Raw genomic sequence first — 18,055 nt, 5'->3', positions numbered from 1 at the left:
GAAAGGCGGAAAGGCCGCCCTTCCGCCTCCCGTGCTTAAGCTGCGATGAACCGTTGCATGGCGCCCCTGTCAGGGCTGCAACAGCCAGCCCGCGCCACCGCCCAGCGCGATGATCGCCGGCATGCTCCACCGCCCCTTGATCCGCCAGGCACAGAGCACGCCGGCCAGCAGGATCAGGCCCGCCGCCCAGAGCCGGTCCGCCCGCATCGCCGCCGCCCAGCCCAGTTGCACCAGCGTTGCCGCGATCACCCCGACCACGGCCGCTGCGACCCCGGCCAGCAGATGGTGGAGCGCCGGATTTTCGACCAGCGCCTCCAGCCGCTCATAGAAGATCAGGGAAAAGGCGAAGGCTGGCAGGAACATGCCCGCCGTGATCGCCAGCGCGCCCCCCAGCCCCCCGACCATATAGCCGGCAAAGGTCGCGAAGATGACCAGCGGCGCAGGCAATATGCCGGCCAGCGCCACCCCGTCGAGGAACAGCCCGTCCGACAGCCAGCCGCGCCCGACCGTATCGCCGCGCACATAGGGAATGGCGGTATAGGCGCCGCCAAAGGTGAGCAGTCCGCCCTTCAGCCCGGCGATGAACAACAGCAAAATGTCGGGACGCGCGGCACCAGCCGCCATCGGGATGGGCGCGACCGCCACTGTTCCTTTGTGCAGCAACAGCGCCAACAAGACCGCCCCGACCAGCACCACGCCAATGACCATGGGCCGCGCCCGAAAGGCATGGATCAGCCCCGCCGCCAGCAACGGAATCCAGAAAGGGGTGCCGAGCAAAGTCGCGGCAAAGGCGCCCACCGCCAGCGCCCAGAGCAACCGGTCCTCCAGCACATGGCCGCCGATCCGCTGCACCGCGCGCGCGATGATCGCCAGCACCACCAACTGGATGCCGAACAGCACCGGCAGCGCCCAGCCCGCGCCGGCAATCCAGTCGCGATAGAGCCAGGCGGCGACCAGCATCAGCAGCAGACCGGGCAGCATGAAGCCCAGCCCCGCCAGCAGCCCGCCGATCCGCCCGCGCGCCATCATGCCCATATGGACGCATAGTTCATGGGCTTCAGGCCCCGGCAATATCTGCATCACTGCCAGCAGCCGGTTGAAGCGCGGCCCGGACAGCCAGCGTTCCTCCTCCACCAAGGTCTGACGCAGCATCGCGATCTGCGCGACCGGCCCGCCAAAGGCCAGGCAGCCAAAACGCAGGAATTTCAGGAACAGCGGGAACAGGCGGATCGGCGGCGGACCATCATCCAGTGTCGTCATCGTCATCGGCTCCTGCCGCAGGCGCGGCCTATGGAGCGGAACTTGGACGATCATCGCCTGAACGGGCGCCCGCACGGCCCGTTGGCGCTCATCATAGCATCGCGCGCCGCGAAGAAAAGAGGCGGCGCAACAGGATGGGGCGGCCGTTCAGCCGCCCCTCCCGAATGGCCGATCAGGCGCCGAAGCCGCCGTCGATCGTATGCATGGCGCCGGTGATGATGCCGGCTTCCGGTCCTGCCAGATAGGCGGCCAGCCCGGCAATTTCCTCGCCCGTGGCATGGCGCTTGATCGCCATGAAGCCGTGCATGGTGGCGCTCATCGGGCCATCGGCCGGGTTCATGTCGGTATTGGTCGGGCCAGGCTGGATGATGTTGACGGTGATGCCGCGCGCGCCGAAGTCGCGGGCCAGGCCACGGGCCATGCCCTGCAGCGCCGACTTGGTCAGCGCATAGGCCGCACCGCCCTCGAACGGCATGCGGTCGCCATTGACCGAACCGATGACGATGATGCGGCCGCCCTCATTCATCTGCCGGGCCGCCTCGACCGCCGCATGATAGGGCGCGCGGACATTGATATCGATCATCCGGTCGACTGCATCGGCGTCCAGCGTCAGCGGGTCGCCCAGCACCAGCGTGCCGGCATTGACGACCAGCACGTCGAGCGCGCCCTCGCCCGCCACCACGTCGATCACCGCCTGGCGATCGGCCGCGTCGGATCGGATGGCACGCGCGCCGACATCGGCGGCAAGCGCCGTGGCGGCATCCTGCGACCCGGCATAGGTGAAGGCGACATCCGCGCCGTCACCGGCAAAACGCCGCACGATCGCGGCACCGATACCCCGGCTGCCGCCGAGGACGAGGACTTTCTTGGCAGTGAAATCGGTCATGGGACAATTCCTTGCTAAATTTGTAATGATCGCTATATAAATCACCGATCGCGCCCGTCAAGGATTTTTGTAATGATCATTAAAGAAAAAACCAAAAGCCGGGGCCGCCCGCGTTCCTTCGACGAGGACGCCGCGCTTTCTGCGGCGCAGGCGCTGTTTCATCAACATGGCTATGATGGCGTCGGCGTCGCCGCGCTGGCGCAGGCGATGGGGATCAATCCGCCCAGCCTCTATGCCGCTTTCGGTGACAAGGCGGCCCTGTTCGACCGGGTGCTGGCGCGCTACGCCCGCAATGCCCTGCCGGTGGACGATATCCTTGGGCCCGGCACGCCGCCGGCCGCCGCCCTTACCGAATTGCTGCGCACCGCCGCCCGCATCTATGCCACCGATCCGGCCGCGCCGGGCTGCATGGTGTTGGAGGCCGCACGCGGCGCCGACGCCACCGCCGCCGCACAGGCGCGCTGCTGGAAGGACAGGAGCGTCGATCGGGTCCGGGACTATCTGGCCCCCGGCCATCCCGACCAGGCGCTGCCGGTCGCCGACTATATGGTGGCGGTGATGTCCGGCCTGTCGTCCGATGCCCGCGACGGCAAGCCGCTCGACCGGCTGCTCGCCATTGCCGACATGGCCGGTCTCGCGCTGGAAGCGGCCCTGGCCCAACCCTGACCTATTGCGGCCGATGCCCCTTGCGCCATTTGGTGAACAGATGGCGCGCCAGCATCAGGGGCGGCATGCGCAGCCAGTGAGACCGCACGAAGAAGGCGAAGACCAGCGCTTTGCGCGTCTCCTGCCCCCAGCCGTTGCGCGCCAGCAACCGCGCCCGTACCAGCCGGTCCCACAGGGTCAGCCGCGCGCCCGCGCCATAGATCGCCGCCGCCAACCGCTGCGCCTGCCGCACATGGGGAAGTATCCCATGCCGGGCCGCCCGCGCTTCTAACGCTTGGGGATCAATATCGGCCAGCAGGCAGTGAATATCCCACAGGTTGCGCAGGCCGCCCTGCAAATCGCCGTCCGCCAGCAGATGGGCGACCGCATGGCAGACCCGGTCCTCCGCGCACAGCATATATAATCCGTCGGTTATCAGCACCGCGTCCGCCATCATCGCGGCGGCATCCGGCGTCTGCCGCGCGGTCAGCGGCAGCACGGTATGATGCACGTCGATCATCCGGTCGCGCTCGGTGTGGATCATCGGCGGCAGCTCATGCATCCACTGCCGATAATAGGCGTCGTCATACGGGTCTTCCTTGACCCATTCCCAGCCGGCCGCGATCAGCGCATCGGCCGCCGCATCGATCCGGTCGCGCGGCACCAATATGTCGAGATCGCCGATGAAGCGCCCCTGCCTCGCCGCCAGGCCCGCCGCCGCATAGGCCGTGCCCTTGAGCAGGATCACCGGCAGGCCGATCGGCGCGAGTGCCGCCCGCGCGCGGTCCGCCTCCCATATCGCCTGCCGCGCCTCCCGTGCCGCATCCGCCTTCGCGTCCGTCAGGATCGGCCGCACCGCATCGGGCACGGCCTGCCCCTCCAGCCGGAAGGCGAGCGTGCCGATCAGCCGCTCCGCCCGCGCCATCGCGATCAGGCTGTTCCAGCCGGCCGCATCCAGCCCCACCACCGTCGCGGGATCGCGCAAGGCCCTGACCAGCAGCGCCGCGCTCATGCGATCTCGCTCCACAGCCTATCGACCATGGCGATCGCCGCATCCCCCGACGGGAAGTCGATCGCCCGCGCTGGCACCTGCGCCACGAAGCGCGTCAGCGCAGCAAAGGCCGGTTCACCCAGCGCGACATAATTGGTCGACGCCTGGGTCAGGCGCATGAACACCTCTCCCTGGCCAACCGGCCGTTCCGCCGGCCCCGAACCGAAGCGGGGGAACAGCAATAGCGCCGGCATCCCGCCCTCGCCCATCCGCGCCACGGCATCGGCGCGCGGCACCATATGGCGGATGTCACCCTTGGCCGTCGTCCCCAGCAGCGGCCCCATGCGCGCGCCCGGCACCTCAGCCGCGATCACCTCGATCGCCTTGTTCTTGAGCGACACCAGCCGAGGAAAGGGCAGGATCGCCCCGCTGTCGAGATCGAGCAGCGCAAACTCGTCGCCCATCAGACGCCAGCCGCGCTCGCCCAGTTGCGCCGCCAGCGTCGACTTGCCCGATCCGGACTCGCCGGTCATTACCAGCACCCGCCCGTCCTTCTCGACGCTCGACGCGTGGAGCAGCAGATGCCGGCGCCAGCCCAGCGCCATCTGCAGGTTCATCCCCATCTCCGCCGCCAGTAGCCCATGGGCCAGGCTCATCGGCGCGGCGTCGGCCAGGCCATGGTCGCCGGTGATGAAGATGGACGGTCGCACCCAGCGCCGGAGCGCGCTGGTCGGCTGCAACCGCACGGTGAAATCGGCGATCGCGCCACCGACGTCAGGATAATCGGCATAGAGGTGCTTCAACTGGTCGATCGGCTGCGCCCAGGCGGAACCGATGCGGAAGGTCGCCGGGCCGATGCGCAGGGTCAGGCTGTGCCTCATGCCGGCCGCACCAGCCCGATCCGGTCGAGATAGGCGAGATGCTGGCCAATCTCGCCCACCACATCGCCCTCGCCCAGATCATAGAGCAGGGCCAGCCGATCGCGCAGCATCGTCGCGCTCGCCGGCAGGCCGTCGACCATGGCCTCCAATATCTCGGGTACCGGGCTGATCACCATATGGGTCTGGCCCGACGGACGATGATAGAGCAGGACGATATCATCCAGCGGCCGGACGATGATCGCCTCCGCCCCTTCGCGACGATAAAGATCTTCCCTGACCACGCGTCCGGCACCTCCATGGCTCCCCTCTTGCCCTAAAGCCAAAAGGGTAGCCAAGTGCCTAACGCATCAGGGAAAGGCCTGCAGCGCAACGCCGACCGGAAGCTCGCGCGCGCCGACCGTCATCAGCGCGCGCATATAGGTGTCGAGCGCCCGGTCCAGCCCATGTTCGCGCACCGCCTGCGCCAACTGCTCGGGCGGCGCGGGATGGGTTAGCGCCCATTCGATCGCACGGGCAAAGCCATCGACATGGCCGACCGGCACCGGCGGATGCTGGCCGGCGGCGGCCAGCAGCGGATGGATATTGCGGGTGCAATCGGTCGCCACCACGCCCGCGCCACAGCCCAGCGCCTCGATCATCGTGCCGGCCAGCCCTTCCCAGCAGGACGGCTGCAACAGCAGGTCCGCCTCGGCAAACAGGCTGGCCATGCGGTGCGGACAATCGACGAAGCCCAGAAACTCGACCCGGTCCGACAGGCCCAGCCGCGCGCATTGCGCTTCCAACTGCGCGCGCAGCGGTCCCTGCCCGACGATGCGCAGCCGCCAGTCGCGGCCCCGCAATTGCGCCAGCGCGGCAAGCGCGGTCGCCTGATCCTTCTGAGGCGCCAGCCGTCCGACCATCAGCAATTGCGCCGGGCGCTGCGGGCAACAGGCGGTGCCGCGATCGTTGCAGGCCTGTTCCATCAGCCGGGTGACGGTGGGACGCGGCATCAGCCGCACGTCGCGACCGCCCAACGCCCCTTCCTCGGCCAGCAATTGCCGATCGGTCTCGCCCATGACGATGGTCATGCTGCAGGCCCTGGCAATCGCGCGAAACCGGGTCTTGCGCGCCCAGGCGGACAGGCCCTGCTGCCCCGGCCGGACGATCGGGTTGGAAATGCGGCCAACCGCACGGGTCTGGGTGCCCAGCGTCGCGGCGGCGACCAGCATGTTGCTCTGGTTGCCGGCCGAATAGACGACATCGGGCCGATGGCGCCGCACCATCGCGGCCAGCGGCAAGAATTGCGCGATCATCGACAGCCGCCGGGCCCAGCGCGGCGCACAGACACGGCGCACCGTCAGCGCCGGGTCGATCATCCCGGCCAGCGGCCCGTCCAGATGCGCCAGCCACAATTCGACCCGCAGGCCGCGCCGATGGAGATGGTTGGCAAGCTGGATCGCGACCCGGTCAAGCCCCCCGTCACCGGGGCGATAGAGATAGACGACCGCGAATGGAGAATGTGCCGCCACCTGGCGTGCATGGAACATGGTGTCGCCCTTGCGCTCGACGGAACTGTCGATGCTTCGACGCCGTCAACGCGGGCGACCCGTAATCGGTTCTTTCAGTTCAACCCGGCTTTGGGGCTTAACGCGGCATTTGCAGCGATGCAAAACAGGTGAAGCCGCTCTGTCCCGACTGCAACCGACGGATATAATTCAGATAGGCCTGGTTCTGCTCATAGCTGGTGCCGGGCAGCGGCCGACCGCGCAGCGCCTGCTTGACCTGCTCGCCGGTATAGGTGCGCCCGCTCGCCGGATAGGCGCCCGGCGTCCCCGCCGGCACCATCTGGCCATTGGGCGCGATATAATTGCCCGAGCGCGACGGATCGGGAACCGGAATGGTGCAGTTGAGAACAGACGCCGCCGTATTGGCCAGCGCCGGGCGGATCGACACGATCGCCGATGCCGCGACCGCGCCGCCCATCAGCAACTGGCGCCGCGAAGGGACGGCCAGATCGGGCGCAACGGCTTCGTTCGTCGCCTTTTCAGGCTCCACGCTTTCCGGTCCGGGGATGGGCTCGCTCATGTCACAATGTTCCGCTATCGCGCTTGCCAAAGCGTAAATATTGGGCGCTATTGATCACAGCCATCGCAGCAAATGCGCGAAGAATCCAGCGCGGTAACCATGAATCGACTGACAATTTCTCAGATTACGGCCTCGCTGGCCGTGCTTTTGCTGGGCACGGGCGGTGCCCTGATTCTCGGCGGATCGCCGCTCGCCATCGCCCTGCCGGTGCTCGCCGGCCTGATCGTGCTGGTCATCACGGCCGAAGGCGTGCCGGTCGGCCGCGACGTGCCGACGATCGCGCTCGATGCGCCCGACCTGTTCGCCCATCCCGATTTTCCCGGCCTGCTGGAAGCCATTTCCGATCCGCTGATGCTGGTCGAGCGGGGCCGCATCGTCCATGCCAACCAGGCCGCCAAACGCCTGCTCGGCAGCCATATCGAGGGGGAGGATGCGCGCATCGCGATCCGCCACCCCGCCGCCGCCGAGCGACTGGCCAGCGTTGCCCCACTCGCCGAACCGGTGATGATCGAACTGGTGGGCCTGGGCACGCGCGAACAGCGCTGGCAGATGCGCATCGCTTCGGTCGGGGCGGTCGGCGACATGCGCCGGCTCGTCCATCTGGTCGACCATAGCGGCACCTATGCGGCCGAGCGGATGCGCGTCGATTTCGTCGCCAATGCCAGCCATGAACTGCGCACCCCGCTGGCCGGCATATTGGGCTTCATCGAGACGCTGGCCGACCCGGAACTGGGCAAGGATGTCGAAACCCGCAAGCGCTTCCTCAAGATCATGGACGGCGAAGCGCGCCGGATGCAGCGGCTGATCGACGATCTCATCTCATTGAGCCGGATCGAGGCGGAGAAATATCGCCTGCCCGAAGCCGCCGTCGACCTGTCGGAACTGACCGCCGAAGTGGTCGGCGTGTTCCGCACCAGCAATGGCGATCGCGGCCGCGAGGTGGAGATGGAGATCACCCCCGGCCTGCCCGCGATCCAGGGCGACCGCGCCCAGCTGTCGCAGCTCATCCACAATCTCGTCGGCAATTCGGTCAAATATGGCCGCCCCGGCACGCCGATCCATGTCACCCTGGGCGAAGGGCCCAGCGGCATGGTGCGCCTGTCGGTCGCGGACGAAGGCGAAGGCATCGGCCCCGATCACCTCCCTCGCCTGACCGAACGATTCTATCGCGTCGATTCGGGCCGCAGCCGGGCAATGGGCGGCACGGGTCTGGGCCTGGCCATCGTCAAACATATTGTCGAACGGCATCGTGGCCGGCTGGATATTTCCAGCGTCCTTGGAAAAGGCACCAATGTCAGCATCTTGCTACCCGGCGCCCCGGCCGACGACACGGCGACCAAGACGAGGGCGTAAGAAAATTTCACGCCGAAGACGCGATCCGCCCCCTATGTCATGAAAATGCAATCTGACTGTCACAAAGGCGCGATGGTCCGCGGCTAGGCGCCTCCCTGAGGGGCGCGACATTGCGAATCGCGGCCTGTTAGTTGGAGGTTTCCGTGAAGCAATTCGCCCTTTTCGCCGCGACCGCTGTGGCCGCTCTTTCGCTTGCCGGCTGCGGCGACCAGTCGGGCGGCGGCGCTGGCGCGACCCGTGACCAGATCCGCGCGGTCGGTTCCTCCACCGTCTATCCCTTTGCCACCGCGGTCGCCGAACTGTTCGTGCAGGGCAATCCCGGCATGAAGTCGCCGATCATCGAATCGACCGGCACCGGCGGCGGCATGAAGCTGTTCTGCGCCGGCGTCGGCGCCCAGCATCCCGACATTGCCGACGCCTCGCGCCGCATGAAGAAGGCCGAGTTCGATCAGTGCCAGAGCAATGGCGTGAAGGACATCATCGAGATTCAGGTCGGCGTCGACGGCCTTGCCTTCGCTGAGAGCAAGCAGGGCCCCGGCCTCAAGCTCACCCCCAAGATCGTCTATGAGGCGCTGGCCGCCAATCCCTATGGCAAGGGTCCGAACAAGGCCCAGACCTGGAAGGATGTCGACCCCAGCCTGCCCGCGATCGCCATCTCCGTCTTCGGTCCGCCCTCGACCAGCGGCACGCGCGACTCGCTCGCCGAACTGATCCTGACCAAGGGTTGCGAGACCGACCCGGCGATGGAAGAACTCAAGAAGAAGAGCGAGGACGAGTTCAAGGCCACCTGCACCCGCGTGCGCGAGGATGGCAAATATGTGGACTCGGGCGAGAATGACAATCTGATCGTCCAGAAGCTGGGCGCCAACCCGAACGCCGTCGGCGTCTTCGGCTACAGCTTCCTGGAAGAGAATAAGGACACGCTGAAGGACGTGCCGATCAACGGCATCGAAGCCAGCTACGAGACCGTCTCGACCGGCCAATATCCCGGCGCCCGCCCGCTCTACATCTATGTGAAGAAGGCGCATATGCAGGCGATCCGTGGCCTGCAGGGCTTCCTCGACACCTTCGCCGCCAACTGGAACCCCGACGGCGCGCTGACCAAGCGCGGCATGGTCGCGGCGCCGGAAGACGTGCGCAAGAAGAGCGCGGAAATCGTCAAGTCGCTCAGCGTCCTCGACGGTTCGCAGCTGAAGTAAGGGCATCATGACCGGTCCTGCAATCCTCCTGCTGCTGGCGGGCCTGGGCGCGATCGCCTGGGTCAGTGCCCGCGCCCGTGCGCTGCGCCTTGCCGGCGTGGCGCGCGCCAGCGGCCGCCGCGACGCGGTACACAGCCTGCCCGGCTATCATGGCTGGTATGTCGCGCTGTGGACGCTGATCCCGGCCGGCATCTTCCTGGCGGTCTGGGCCAATGTCTCGCCCGGCCTCGTCACCCAGTCGGTTCTGGCCGACCCGGCGGCGCAGAGCCTGCCGATGGACGGCTTCTCCCGCTCCGCCATTCTGGGCGAGGCACGGGCGATCGCCACCGGCGCGCAGGCCGGCGCCTTCAATCCGGCCGCCAATGCGCTGGTCGAACCCTATCGCACCGCGCTCAGCCATTATGGCATTGCCGGCGCGGTGCTGGCGCTGGTGCTCGCCTTTGCCGGCGGCGCCTATGCCTTCACCCGCGTCCGTCCGGACTTCCGCGCCCGCACACGGGTCGAGCGACTGGTCATGGCGACGCTGCTGATCGCCTCGCTGATCGCGATCATCACCACGCTCGGTATCGTCGCCTCGCTCTTGTGGGAAAGCTTCCGCTTCTTCTCCATGGTGAACCCGATCGACTTCCTGTTCGGCACCAAATGGAGCCCGCAGTCGGCCGCCATGGGCTATGGCAATGAGGATGCGTTCGGCGCGGTGCCGCTCTTCTGGGGCACGATCTTCATCGGCGCGATCATCGCCATGATCGTCGCCATCCCGCTCGGCCTGATGAGCGCCATCTATCTCACCCAATATGCCAGCCCCACGGTGCGCAAGTGGATGAAGCCGACGCTGGAGATGCTCGCGGGCGTGCCCACCGTCGTCTATGGCTATTTCGCCGCGCTCACCATCGCCCCCGCCCTGCGCGACTTCGCCGTGATGATCGGCATCCATGGCGCCTCTTCGGAAAGCGCGCTGGCCGCCGGCCTCGTCATGGGCGTGATGATCATCCCGTTCGTCTCCTCCATGGCCGATGACAGCATCGCCGCCGTGCCGCAGTCGATGCGCGACGGCAGCCTGGCGATGGGCGCCACCACCAGCGAGACGATCAGCCGCGTGCTGATCCCCGCCGCCCTGCCCGGCGTCGTCGGCGGCGTGCTGCTCGCCGTCAGCCGCGCCATCGGCGAGACGATGATCGTGGTGATGGCCGCCGGTCTGGCTGCCAACCTCACCCTCAACCCCTTTGCCAGCGTGACCACCGTGACGACCCAGATCGTCCAGTTGCTGACCGGCGACCAGGAGTTTGACAGCGCCAAGACGCTTGCCGCCTTCGCACTCGGCCTGGTGCTGTTCATCGTCACCCTGCTGCTCAACATCGTGGCCCTGCGGGTCGTGAAGAAATATCGCGAGGCTTACGAATAATGAGCGCCGAACGCCTCCCCACCGACTGGAAGTCGGACGCCATGCGCAAGCGGATCGCACGGCGCTATGCCGCCGAGCGCCGCTTCAAGGCCGCCGGCATGGCCGCCGTGCTGCTCAGCGCCGCCTTCCTCGCCTTCCTGCTCTTCACCATGGTCGGCAATGGCATGCGCGGTTTCACCCGCACGGAAATCGCCCTCAAAGTCGATTTCCCGGCCTCGCCGCTGCTGCTCGATCCGGCCAACATCACCGATGAAGCGCTGGCCAACGCCAATCTGCCGATGGTGACAAGCACCGTCGCGCAAAAGGCATTGGGCAAGGATGCCGACGCGATGATCTCGCCCAGCGCCTGGATTGCCATCCGCGACGCGATCAAGGCCGATCCCAAGATCCTCGCCCGCACCGAGACGATCGACGTGCCTGCCGCAACCGCGATCGACCTCGCCGCCAAGAGCAAGGGATCGCCCGAGGCCGAGGCACAGGTCGCACGCCTGCGTCAGGCCGGCCTGCTCGCCACCGGCATCAACTGGGGCTTCCTGACCGCCAGCGACGGCACCGATCCGACCCAGGTCGGCATCTGGGGCGCGTTCAAGGGGTCGCTGCTGACCATGTTGGTGACGCTGGTGCTCAGCTTCCCGATCGGCGTCGCCACGGCGCTCTATCTGGAGGAATATGCCCGCAAGAGCTGGTGGACCGACATCATCGAAGTGTCGATCAACAATCTCGCGGCCGTGCCCTCGATCATCTTCGGCCTGCTCGGCCTGTCGATCTTCCTCAACCTGCTGCACCTGCCCCGCTCGGCCGCGCTGGTCGGCGGCATGACCCTGGCGCTGATGACCATGCCGGTCATCGTCATCGCCGGCCGCAACGCGATCAAGTCGGTGCCGCCCAGCATCCGCGACGCCGCGCTCGGCATCGGCGCCTCGCCGGTCCAGGTCGTGTTCCAGCATGTGCTGCCGCTGGCCCTGCCCGGCATCCTGACCGGCACGATCATCGGCATGGCCCGCGCGCTCGGCGAAACCGCGCCGCTGCTGATGATCGGCATGCGTGCCTTCATCGCCACGCCGCCCGGCGGCATCGTCGATCCGGCCACCGTGCTGCCGGTGCAGATCTTCCTCTGGTCCGATGAAGTCTCCAAGGGCTTCGTCGAAAAGACCTCGGCCGCCATCATCGTCCTGCTGGCCTTCCTGCTCGCGATGAACGGCCTCGCCATCTACCTGCGCAACAAGTTTGAAAAACGGTGGTAATGACACCCATGACCGAAGAACAGCAAAGCCTGGCCGTGGCCAATCCGAAGATGACGGCCCGTGACGTCAAGGTCTTCTATGGCGAGAAACAGGCCATCAAGGGCGTGTCGATCGATGTCGACATGGACCATGTCACCGCCTTCATCGGCCCGTCGGGCTGCGGCAAGTCGACCTTCCTGCGGACCCTCAACCGCATGAACGACACCGTCGCCTCGGCGCGGGTCGAAGGCACGATCACGCTCGACGGCGAAGATATCTACGCCCCCTCGATGGACGTGGTGCAGCTGCGTGCGCGGGTCGGCATGGTGTTCCAGAAGCCCAATCCCTTCCCCAAGACGATCTATGAAAATATCGCCTATGGGCCGCGCATCCACGGCCTGGCCGCGGGCAAGGCGGACATGGACGTGATCGTCGAAAAGTCGCTGCGTCGCGCCGGCCTGTGGGACGAGGTCAAGGATCGCCTCAATGACAGCGGCACCGCTTTGTCGGGCGGTCAGCAGCAGCGTCTGTGCATCGGCCGCGCCATCGCGGTCGAACCCGAAGTCATCCTGATGGACGAACCCTGCTCGGCGCTCGACCCGATCGCCACCGCCAAGATCGAGGAACTGATCCACGAACTGCGCGGCCGCTATGGCATCGTCATCGTCACCCACAACATGCAGCAGGCCGCGCGCGTGTCGCAGCGTACCGCTTTCTTCCACCTGGGCGAACTGGTCGAATATGGCGTGACGAGCGACATCTTCACCAACCCGCGCCAGGAGCGGACCAAGGACTATATCACCGGTCGCTACGGCTGATCCCGCGCGCTTTCGAGCCAGATGCTTGCATCTGGCGGCTTGGAAAGCGCGCCACTTGAGATTCCGGCATCGATCCCTGCAGGATCGATGCCTGCGGAGAGAAGAAACATGGCTGAACATACGATCAAGGCATTTGACGAGGAAATCGACCGGCTGCGCGGCCTGATCGCCGAAATGGGCGGTCGCGCCGAAGCGGCGATCGAGAATGCGATGCTGGCGCTCCAGCGCCAGGACCAGCGTCTCGCCGCCGAAGTCGTCGCCGACGACAAGCGCATCGACGCGCTGGAAGCGGAAGTCGAGAAGCTGGTGGTGCAAATCATCGCCTTGCGCGCGCCGATGGCCAACGATCTGCGCGACGTGATCGCCGCCTTGAAGATCGTCAGCGTGGTCGAGCGGATCGGCGACTATGCCAAGAATATCGCCAAGCGCGTGCCGCTGATCGCCGCCAACCAGCACAAGCTGGAACCGGTGTCGCTGCTGCCCTCGATGGGCCAGGTCGCGGCCGAGATGGTGCATGACGTGCTCAACGCCTTCGCCGCGCGCGACGCCGAACTGGCTCTGGCGGTGGTGGAGCGCGACCAGGTGGTCGACGATTTCTACGACAGCGTGTTCCGCACGCTGGTGACCTATATGGTCGAAAATCCCAAGACGATCAGCGAGTGCGCGCACCTGCTGTTCATCGCCAAGAATATCGAACGCATCGGCGACCATGCGACCAATGTCGCGGAAATGGTCTATTATGCCGCAACGGGCCAGACCCTGCCCGAACGCGAACGCGGCGGCACCCAGCAGCAGGAGAATTGAGGCATGGCGCGGGCGAAGATGCTGTTGGTGGAGGATGACGCGGCGCTCGCCGAACTGCTCATCTGGCATTTCAAGCGTGAGGATTTCGAGGTCGCCCATACCGTCGATGGCGAGGAAGCGCTGCTGATGGCGCAGGAAAACACGCCCGACATCGTGCTGCTCGACTGGATGGTCGAAAGCCTGTCGGGGATCGAGGTCTGCCGTCGCCTGCGCCGCATGAACGGCACCGCCAATGTGCCGATCATCATGCTGACCGCGCGCGGCGAGGAAGAGGATCGCGTCCGCGGCCTGGAAACCGGCGCCGACGATTATGTCACCAAGCCCTTCTCGCCCCGCGAGCTCGTCGCCCGCGTCGGCGCGGTGCTGCGCCGCGTGCGTCCGGCACTGGCCGGCGAGACCCTCACCTTCGCCGATGTCGAGATGGACACGGTCGGCCACAAGGTCCGTCGCGGCGGCCAGGTCATCCCGCTCGGCCCCACCGAATTCCGCCTGCTCAAGCATTTCCTGGAGCATCCCGGCTGGGTCTTTTCGCGCGAACGTCTGCTCGACAGCGTCTGGGGCCAGGACAGCGACATCGAACTGCGCACCGTCGACGTCCATATCCGCCGCCTGCGCAAGGCGATCAATGTCGATGGCCGCCACGACATCATCCGCACCGTCCGCTCGGCCGGTTATGCGCTGGACACTGACGGCCTGAACTGATCGTCGCCCCGCACATGCGGACAAGAAAAAACCTCCCCGGCAAGCTGTGCCGGGGAGGTTTTTCTATTTCGGCAATGAGCCGGGATCAGGCCGCGCGGCGCGCCTTGTTCAGCTTCTTGAGCAGCATGTCGCGCTTCAGGCGCGACAGATGGTCGATGAACAGCACGCCTTCGAGATGGTCCATCTCATGCTGCAGACAGGTGGCGAGCAGCCCTTCCAGCTGTTCCTCATGAATACGGCCGTCGCGGTCCATCCAGCTGGCGCGGATCACCGCCGGGCGCTCCACCTCGGCAAACTGGTCGGGCACCGACAGACAGCCTTCATTATAGACCGACTGCTCGTCCGATTCCTTCAGGATTTCCGGATTGATGAACACCATCGGCTTCTTGACCGGCGGCGCGCCTTCTTCATCCGATTCCGGTTCCTGCAGATCCATCACCAGGATGCGCTTGGGCACCCCCACCTGGATCGCGGCCAGGCCGATGCCCGGCGCGTCATACATGGTTTCGAACATGTCGTCGATCAGACGCTGCAGATCGTCGTCGATCGCCTCTACGGGGGTCGAGATGGTACGCAGGCGCGGATCGGGCGCCTCAAGGATCGGAAGAATGGCCATGGCGAAAACATAGGCGGAACGGGGGAAAATTTCAAGCGAGACGGGCGCGGCCCCACGCGCCGCTTGCCGCCCCGCCCGGCGGGGTCTAGGCGAAGGGGCGTGACCGACGAAACCGCACAGCAGCGCCGCTATAAATCCTTCGAGGATACCCACCAGATGCTGATCGAACTGGCGGTCGGGCTGATCGCCGATCGCGGCATCGACGCGCTGTCCCTCTCCGCCCTCGCCCGCGCCGCCGGGGTCAACCGCACCACCATCTATTATCATTTCACCGATCGTGACGCCCTGGTCGCGGCGGTGAAACTCTGGTCCTCGCAACAGATCGTCGCCGCCTTCCGCCCGGAACTGCCGCGCCAGGCGCGGATCGACTATGTCACCCGCTTCGTGCTCGACAATCCCGCCATCATGTCGCTGTGGATCGAGGATTTCATCGCCCCCGGCGACATCCGCGCCAGCTATCCGCATTGGGATGCCCTTGTCTCGGGCATCGGCACCAGCCTTGCCGCCGCCTTCCCCGACGAGCCGATCGACGCCGAAGTCTATTGCGTGATGCTGCTCACCAGCGCGCTGATCGGCCCGCGCGTCTTTCGCCATCGCGTCGCCCCTGATCTCGACACCGAAGCCACCATCGCCCGCTTCCGCCAGGAACAGCAGCGGGTGTTGCGCCGGGATGGCATCGCCGAAGACTGACACAATTTACAACAATAGTGTTGCAAATTCAGATTGACCCGCTCATGCTGGCGAAAAGACAGACAGCGGAGAGCGATGATGCACGGCGAACGGCCCGGCTTTCAGGGCATGAGCGACGACAGTCTGGCCTGGCTCGGCACCGCGCCGATCCCCGCCGCCCCCTATCATGATCCGGCCTGGTTCGCCCTGGAACGGGAAGCGGTGTTCCGCCGCTCCTGGTTGCAGCTCGGCCATGTCTGCGAACTGCCCGACAGCGGCAGCTTCATCCGCCGCGAGATCGAGGCGCTCAATGTGTCGCTGCTGATCGTGCGCGGCCGCGATGGCGAGATTCGCGCCTTCCACAATGTCTGCACCCATCGCGGCACCCAGCTGGTCGAGGAGGAAAGCGGCAGGCGCGGCACCTTCTCCTGCCCCTATCATCGCTGGTCGTTCGGCACCGATGGCGCGCTGCTCGCCGCCCCCGACTTCGATCGCTTCTTCGTCGACAAGGCCGATTGCGCCCTGCCCCGCGTCGCGCTCGACATCTGCGGCGGGCTGATCTTCGTCCATCTCGGCACGCCGGACAAAGGCCTGCGCGACGATCTTGGCCCCTATGCAACGATGCTCGACGGCTTCCCCGCGGCACAGGCCACCACCTTTTCCGAATATGTCTATGAGATCGACGCCAACTGGAAGCTGACCTACGACAATTTCCAGGAAAATTACCATCTCCGCTTCATCCATCCCCGCTCCGGCGCACCGGCGGTGGGCGAGGATAATCCGTTCGGCTATCCGGTGAAGATGGGCTTTCACGGCCCCCACCGCACCCAGACGATCTGGACCAATCCCGATCCCGCGCCCAAGCCGGTGCAGGCGCAATCCTTCGGCCGCGCCGCCCGCTTCGCCATGGCCGACGGCACCGCCGGCCCGCACAGCCGGGACTATCTCGCGCTCTTTCCCAATTTCTTCATCCTCGGATCGCCGGCCCAGCCCTTCTCCCACACCGTCTGGCCGATCGACGCGCGCCGCTCGCGCGGCGTGATCCGCCTCTACTGGAAGGGCGAGGATGACTGCGCCAGCCGCCGCTATGCCCGCGAATATGCCATGGCCAGCGCCCGCGACATCCATGCCGAGGATCGCGACGTGATCGAGGCGGGGCAGCGCGGCCTCAACAGCGGCGCGCTCAAACATATCCATTTCCAGGCGCAGGAGGCGCTGTGCCGCCACCTCTTCACCGCCGTCGACGAACGGGTGCAGGCTTATCGTGCCGACCTGGCCAGCACTGCGCCCCGGCCCGTCTCGCGGGCGGAGGCAATGGCATGACCACGCTCCTTCCCACTGGTTTCGAGGCGCTCGCCCCCTTTGCCGATCGCTGGGCGATCGACGGATCGATCGCCCGCGCCGCCCGGCGCGGCGATGCCGACCCCGCCGACCGCACCGCCTTCTTCGCGGCGGCCGCGCCCCTGCTCGACGCCGCCCTCGCCCATCTCGACCGCTACCCGATCGACGCCCTGCCGCCGGCCGAGCAAAGGCTGATGGACATGATGCTGACCCTCGCCCATGTCTCGCTGACCGAAGAGATATTGGGCGACCAGGAACCCGCCCACGCCCGCCAGCGCCAGCATATACGCATTACCCGGACCCCGGCAGGCGCCTGAGAGACGCAGGCCCGCCCCGTCATTCCGAGTGCAGCCAAGCAATGACGAGGATCGGGTTTTGACCGCTGACGACCATTTTTGGTCATTAGTCGAGCGCGCTTGTTTTCCTATTAGATGACCTTTCTGCCCCTGCTGATGTGCTGACGGGAAGGGAAGCGCACCTATGACCCCGCTGCGACAGCAGTGGGCCCGGTCATTCGTTTGGGTTTTGCATAAAGGGAGCAACCAGCCCATGTCCTTCAGCAAAGGCATTTAAGCGATCCGCGAGACGGTCCGGGTCTTCGTAAAATTGTTTGTCCAATCGCTCCAACCGGGCGGAGCGATGATGGCGGGTGACAAGTTCCGTGAGGCGGCGTACTTTTGAGTTCGTAATCCGCCACCGTTCAGATCGGCTGTCGGGTGGATAATCAGTGTCAAACATGGTGCGAGCGGCTTCTTTGAGCAGTCGGGCCGAGTTTTCTGCTCCCATCTCTTCCAGGCCGCTCAAGGCGAGGCGATAATAGTTGCCTGAACTGTTATAAAAATACTGGTCGAATCCACCGTTATAAACATCACCTTCCATAAGGCAGACGGAGAAATATACCTTTTCCTGTATTGACCATCCATCCAGTTCTTGATTGTCGGCGCTCCGCTTGACGAGAGATACCCAAAGCTCGCGGAAAGGGTCATACTCCTTCAGTTTTTGATAATAGGCGCGCGACGCCTCCATACTTTCCCTTATGCCTTGTTTGCATGCCATGCATATGCCGCCGGTGGCTTCAGCCGTCGTGGGTAATATCAATGCACCGCATTTATCACAGGGTATTTTGCTCATGGACGATTTCTGCCCGCCCACTCTTGGCAGATCAAGTTTTAGACGCATGCCCACGCAGGACAAAATCTAA

20 protein-coding genes are annotated in these 18,055 nt (G+C 65.7%); 11 read left to right on the top strand and 9 right to left on the bottom strand.

Annotation, left to right across the window (positions count from 1 at the left end; genetic code table 11):
* Nucleotides 1–69: 69 nt before the first annotated feature.
* Together chrA and bdcA are read right to left on the bottom strand one after the other, a co-directional pair.
* Nucleotides 70–1,260 carry a chromate efflux transporter gene (gene chrA, locus ACUCV3_RS21545; protein ID WP_279729023.1) on the bottom strand — a complete coding sequence of 397 codons (1,191 nt, stop codon included), beginning with the start codon at nt 1,258–1,260 and terminating at the stop codon, nt 70–72.
* 172 nt (nt 1,261–1,432) lie between these two features.
* Complete coding sequence (bdcA, locus tag ACUCV3_RS21540) at nt 1,433–2,146, bottom strand: SDR family oxidoreductase (RefSeq protein ID WP_279729022.1); 714 nt, start codon at nt 2,144–2,146, stop codon at nt 1,433–1,435.
* A 72-nt stretch (nt 2,147–2,218) separates the two neighbouring features.
* Here bdcA and ACUCV3_RS21535 point away from each other — a divergent pair, with 72 nt between their 5' ends.
* Nucleotides 2,219–2,812, top strand: coding sequence for a TetR/AcrR family transcriptional regulator (locus tag ACUCV3_RS21535; protein WP_482241130.1), 594 nt, complete (start codon nt 2,219–2,221; stop codon nt 2,810–2,812).
* Between the two features lies 1 nt (nt 2,813).
* Here the strand turns inward: ACUCV3_RS21535 and ACUCV3_RS21530 are convergent, their stop codons facing one another.
* From ACUCV3_RS21530 to ACUCV3_RS21510, 5 genes are all read right to left on the bottom strand, one after another.
* A complete protein-coding gene (locus ACUCV3_RS21530) occupies nt 2,814–3,803 on the bottom strand; it encodes a nucleotidyltransferase domain-containing protein (RefSeq protein ID WP_279729020.1) in 990 nt (329 codons plus the stop codon).
* Nucleotides 3,800–4,663, bottom strand: a complete 864-nt coding sequence (locus ACUCV3_RS21525) for an HprK-related kinase A (protein ID WP_482241129.1) — start codon at nt 4,661–4,663, stop codon at nt 3,800–3,802. Before ACUCV3_RS21525 ends, ACUCV3_RS21530 begins: the two co-directional genes overlap by 4 nt.
* Nucleotides 4,660–4,944: an HPr-rel-A system PqqD family peptide chaperone gene (locus ACUCV3_RS21520; RefSeq protein WP_279729018.1), complete on the bottom strand. Its 285-nt coding sequence runs from the start codon at nt 4,942–4,944 to the stop codon at nt 4,660–4,662. Before ACUCV3_RS21520 ends, ACUCV3_RS21525 begins: the two co-directional genes overlap by 4 nt.
* 66 nt (nt 4,945–5,010) lie before the next feature.
* Complete coding sequence (locus ACUCV3_RS21515) at nt 5,011–6,189, bottom strand: glycosyltransferase (protein WP_279729016.1); 1,179 nt, start codon at nt 6,187–6,189, stop codon at nt 5,011–5,013.
* Nucleotides 6,190–6,286: 97 nt separating this feature from the next.
* Complete coding sequence (locus tag ACUCV3_RS21510) at nt 6,287–6,727, bottom strand: hypothetical protein (RefSeq protein ID WP_169861711.1); 441 nt, start codon at nt 6,725–6,727, stop codon at nt 6,287–6,289.
* Nucleotides 6,728–6,826: 99 nt separating this feature from the next.
* Here ACUCV3_RS21510 and ACUCV3_RS21505 point away from each other — a divergent pair, with 99 nt between their 5' ends.
* The 7 genes from ACUCV3_RS21505 to phoB all read left to right on the top strand — a co-directional run bounded on the left by ACUCV3_RS21505 (nt 6,827) and on the right by phoB (nt 14,228).
* The gene (locus ACUCV3_RS21505) at nt 6,827–8,080 is read left to right on the top strand and encodes an ATP-binding protein (RefSeq protein ID WP_159365431.1); all 1,254 of its coding nucleotides are present in this window, start codon (nt 6,827–6,829) and stop codon (nt 8,078–8,080) included.
* A gap of 143 nt (nt 8,081–8,223) precedes the next feature.
* Nucleotides 8,224–9,279 (top strand): substrate-binding domain-containing protein, encoded by a 1,056-nt coding sequence (locus ACUCV3_RS21500; protein ID WP_004210869.1) that lies wholly within the window; start codon nt 8,224–8,226, stop codon nt 9,277–9,279.
* 7 nt (nt 9,280–9,286) lie between these two features.
* On the top strand, nt 9,287–10,681 hold the full coding sequence (pstC, locus tag ACUCV3_RS21495) for a phosphate ABC transporter permease subunit PstC (protein ID WP_004210867.1): 1,395 nt from the start codon (nt 9,287–9,289) through the stop codon (nt 10,679–10,681).
* A complete protein-coding gene (pstA, locus tag ACUCV3_RS21490) occupies nt 10,681–11,925 on the top strand; it encodes a phosphate ABC transporter permease PstA (RefSeq protein WP_010337565.1) in 1,245 nt (414 codons plus the stop codon). The genes pstC and pstA overlap by 1 nt, the downstream gene beginning before the upstream one ends.
* 8 nt (nt 11,926–11,933) lie before the next feature.
* Entirely contained in the window at nt 11,934–12,722 is a 789-nt protein-coding gene (pstB, locus tag ACUCV3_RS21485; protein ID WP_482241128.1) for a phosphate ABC transporter ATP-binding protein PstB, read from the top strand.
* A gap of 108 nt (nt 12,723–12,830) precedes the next feature.
* Complete coding sequence (gene phoU, locus ACUCV3_RS21480; protein WP_004210862.1) at nt 12,831–13,526, top strand: phosphate signaling complex protein PhoU; 696 nt, start codon at nt 12,831–12,833, stop codon at nt 13,524–13,526.
* Nucleotides 13,527–13,529: 3 nt separating this feature from the next.
* Nucleotides 13,530–14,228, top strand: coding sequence for a phosphate regulon transcriptional regulator PhoB (phoB, locus tag ACUCV3_RS21475; protein WP_004210860.1), 699 nt, complete (start codon nt 13,530–13,532; stop codon nt 14,226–14,228).
* A gap of 85 nt (nt 14,229–14,313) precedes the next feature.
* On the opposite strand, the gene def is transcribed toward phoB, so the two are convergent.
* Complete coding sequence (gene def / locus ACUCV3_RS21470; protein ID WP_004210855.1) at nt 14,314–14,844, bottom strand: peptide deformylase; 531 nt, start codon at nt 14,842–14,844, stop codon at nt 14,314–14,316.
* Between the two features lie 99 nt (nt 14,845–14,943).
* Here def and ACUCV3_RS21465 point away from each other — a divergent pair, with 99 nt between their 5' ends.
* The 3 genes from ACUCV3_RS21465 to ACUCV3_RS21455 all read left to right on the top strand — a co-directional run bounded on the left by ACUCV3_RS21465 (nt 14,944) and on the right by ACUCV3_RS21455 (nt 17,171).
* On the top strand, nt 14,944–15,534 hold the full coding sequence (locus ACUCV3_RS21465; protein ID WP_279729014.1) for a TetR/AcrR family transcriptional regulator: 591 nt from the start codon (nt 14,944–14,946) through the stop codon (nt 15,532–15,534).
* Nucleotides 15,535–15,642: 108 nt separating this feature from the next.
* Nucleotides 15,643–16,836, top strand: coding sequence for an aromatic ring-hydroxylating oxygenase subunit alpha (locus ACUCV3_RS21460; protein ID WP_279729013.1), 1,194 nt, complete (start codon nt 15,643–15,645; stop codon nt 16,834–16,836).
* Nucleotides 16,833–17,171: a hypothetical protein gene (locus ACUCV3_RS21455; RefSeq protein ID WP_279729012.1), complete on the top strand. Its 339-nt coding sequence runs from the start codon at nt 16,833–16,835 to the stop codon at nt 17,169–17,171. Before ACUCV3_RS21460 ends, ACUCV3_RS21455 begins: the two co-directional genes overlap by 4 nt.
* Nucleotides 17,172–17,364: 193 nt before the next feature.
* On the opposite strand, the gene ACUCV3_RS21450 is transcribed toward ACUCV3_RS21455, so the two are convergent.
* Nucleotides 17,365–17,985, bottom strand: a complete 621-nt coding sequence (locus ACUCV3_RS21450; RefSeq protein WP_249258574.1) for a DMP19 family protein — start codon at nt 17,983–17,985, stop codon at nt 17,365–17,367.
* Between the last annotated feature and the right edge of the window lie 70 nt (nt 17,986–18,055).

This window comes from Sphingobium sp. VMM (assembly GCF_056790315.1).
Note: the sequence above shows the minus strand (reverse complement) of the source record. Positions and strands in the feature narration are given on the sequence as shown.

Bases quoted from the DNA above. Each gene is read 5' to 3' on its own strand.
- chrA (WP_279729023.1), bottom strand. From the start codon at position 1,260: ATGACGACACTGGATGATGGTCCGCCGCCGATCCGCCTGTTCCCGCTG.
- bdcA (WP_279729022.1), bottom strand. From the start codon at position 2,146: ATGACCGATTTCACTGCCAAGAAAGTCCTCGTCCTCGGCGGCAGCCGG.
- ACUCV3_RS21535 (WP_482241130.1), top strand. From the start codon at position 2,219: ATGATCATTAAAGAAAAAACCAAAAGCCGGGGCCGCCCGCGTTCCTTC.
- ACUCV3_RS21530 (WP_279729020.1), bottom strand. From the start codon at position 3,803: ATGAGCGCGGCGCTGCTGGTCAGGGCCTTGCGCGATCCCGCGACGGTG.
- ACUCV3_RS21525 (WP_482241129.1), bottom strand. From the start codon at position 4,663: ATGAGGCACAGCCTGACCCTGCGCATCGGCCCGGCGACCTTCCGCATC.
- ACUCV3_RS21515 (WP_279729016.1), bottom strand. From the start codon at position 6,189: ATGTTCCATGCACGCCAGGTGGCGGCACATTCTCCATTCGCGGTCGTC.
- ACUCV3_RS21510 (WP_169861711.1), bottom strand. From the start codon at position 6,727: ATGAGCGAGCCCATCCCCGGACCGGAAAGCGTGGAGCCTGAAAAGGCG.
- ACUCV3_RS21505 (WP_159365431.1), top strand. From the start codon at position 6,827: ATGAATCGACTGACAATTTCTCAGATTACGGCCTCGCTGGCCGTGCTT.
- pstC (WP_004210867.1), top strand. From the start codon at position 9,287: ATGACCGGTCCTGCAATCCTCCTGCTGCTGGCGGGCCTGGGCGCGATC.
- pstA (WP_010337565.1), top strand. From the start codon at position 10,681: ATGAGCGCCGAACGCCTCCCCACCGACTGGAAGTCGGACGCCATGCGC.
- pstB (WP_482241128.1), top strand. From the start codon at position 11,934: ATGACCGAAGAACAGCAAAGCCTGGCCGTGGCCAATCCGAAGATGACG.
- phoU (WP_004210862.1), top strand. From the start codon at position 12,831: ATGGCTGAACATACGATCAAGGCATTTGACGAGGAAATCGACCGGCTG.
- phoB (WP_004210860.1), top strand. From the start codon at position 13,530: ATGGCGCGGGCGAAGATGCTGTTGGTGGAGGATGACGCGGCGCTCGCC.
- def (WP_004210855.1), bottom strand. From the start codon at position 14,844: ATGGCCATTCTTCCGATCCTTGAGGCGCCCGATCCGCGCCTGCGTACC.
- ACUCV3_RS21460 (WP_279729013.1), top strand. From the start codon at position 15,643: ATGAGCGACGACAGTCTGGCCTGGCTCGGCACCGCGCCGATCCCCGCC.
- ACUCV3_RS21455 (WP_279729012.1), top strand. From the start codon at position 16,833: ATGACCACGCTCCTTCCCACTGGTTTCGAGGCGCTCGCCCCCTTTGCC.
- ACUCV3_RS21450 (WP_249258574.1), bottom strand. From the start codon at position 17,985: ATGAGCAAAATACCCTGTGATAAATGCGGTGCATTGATATTACCCACG.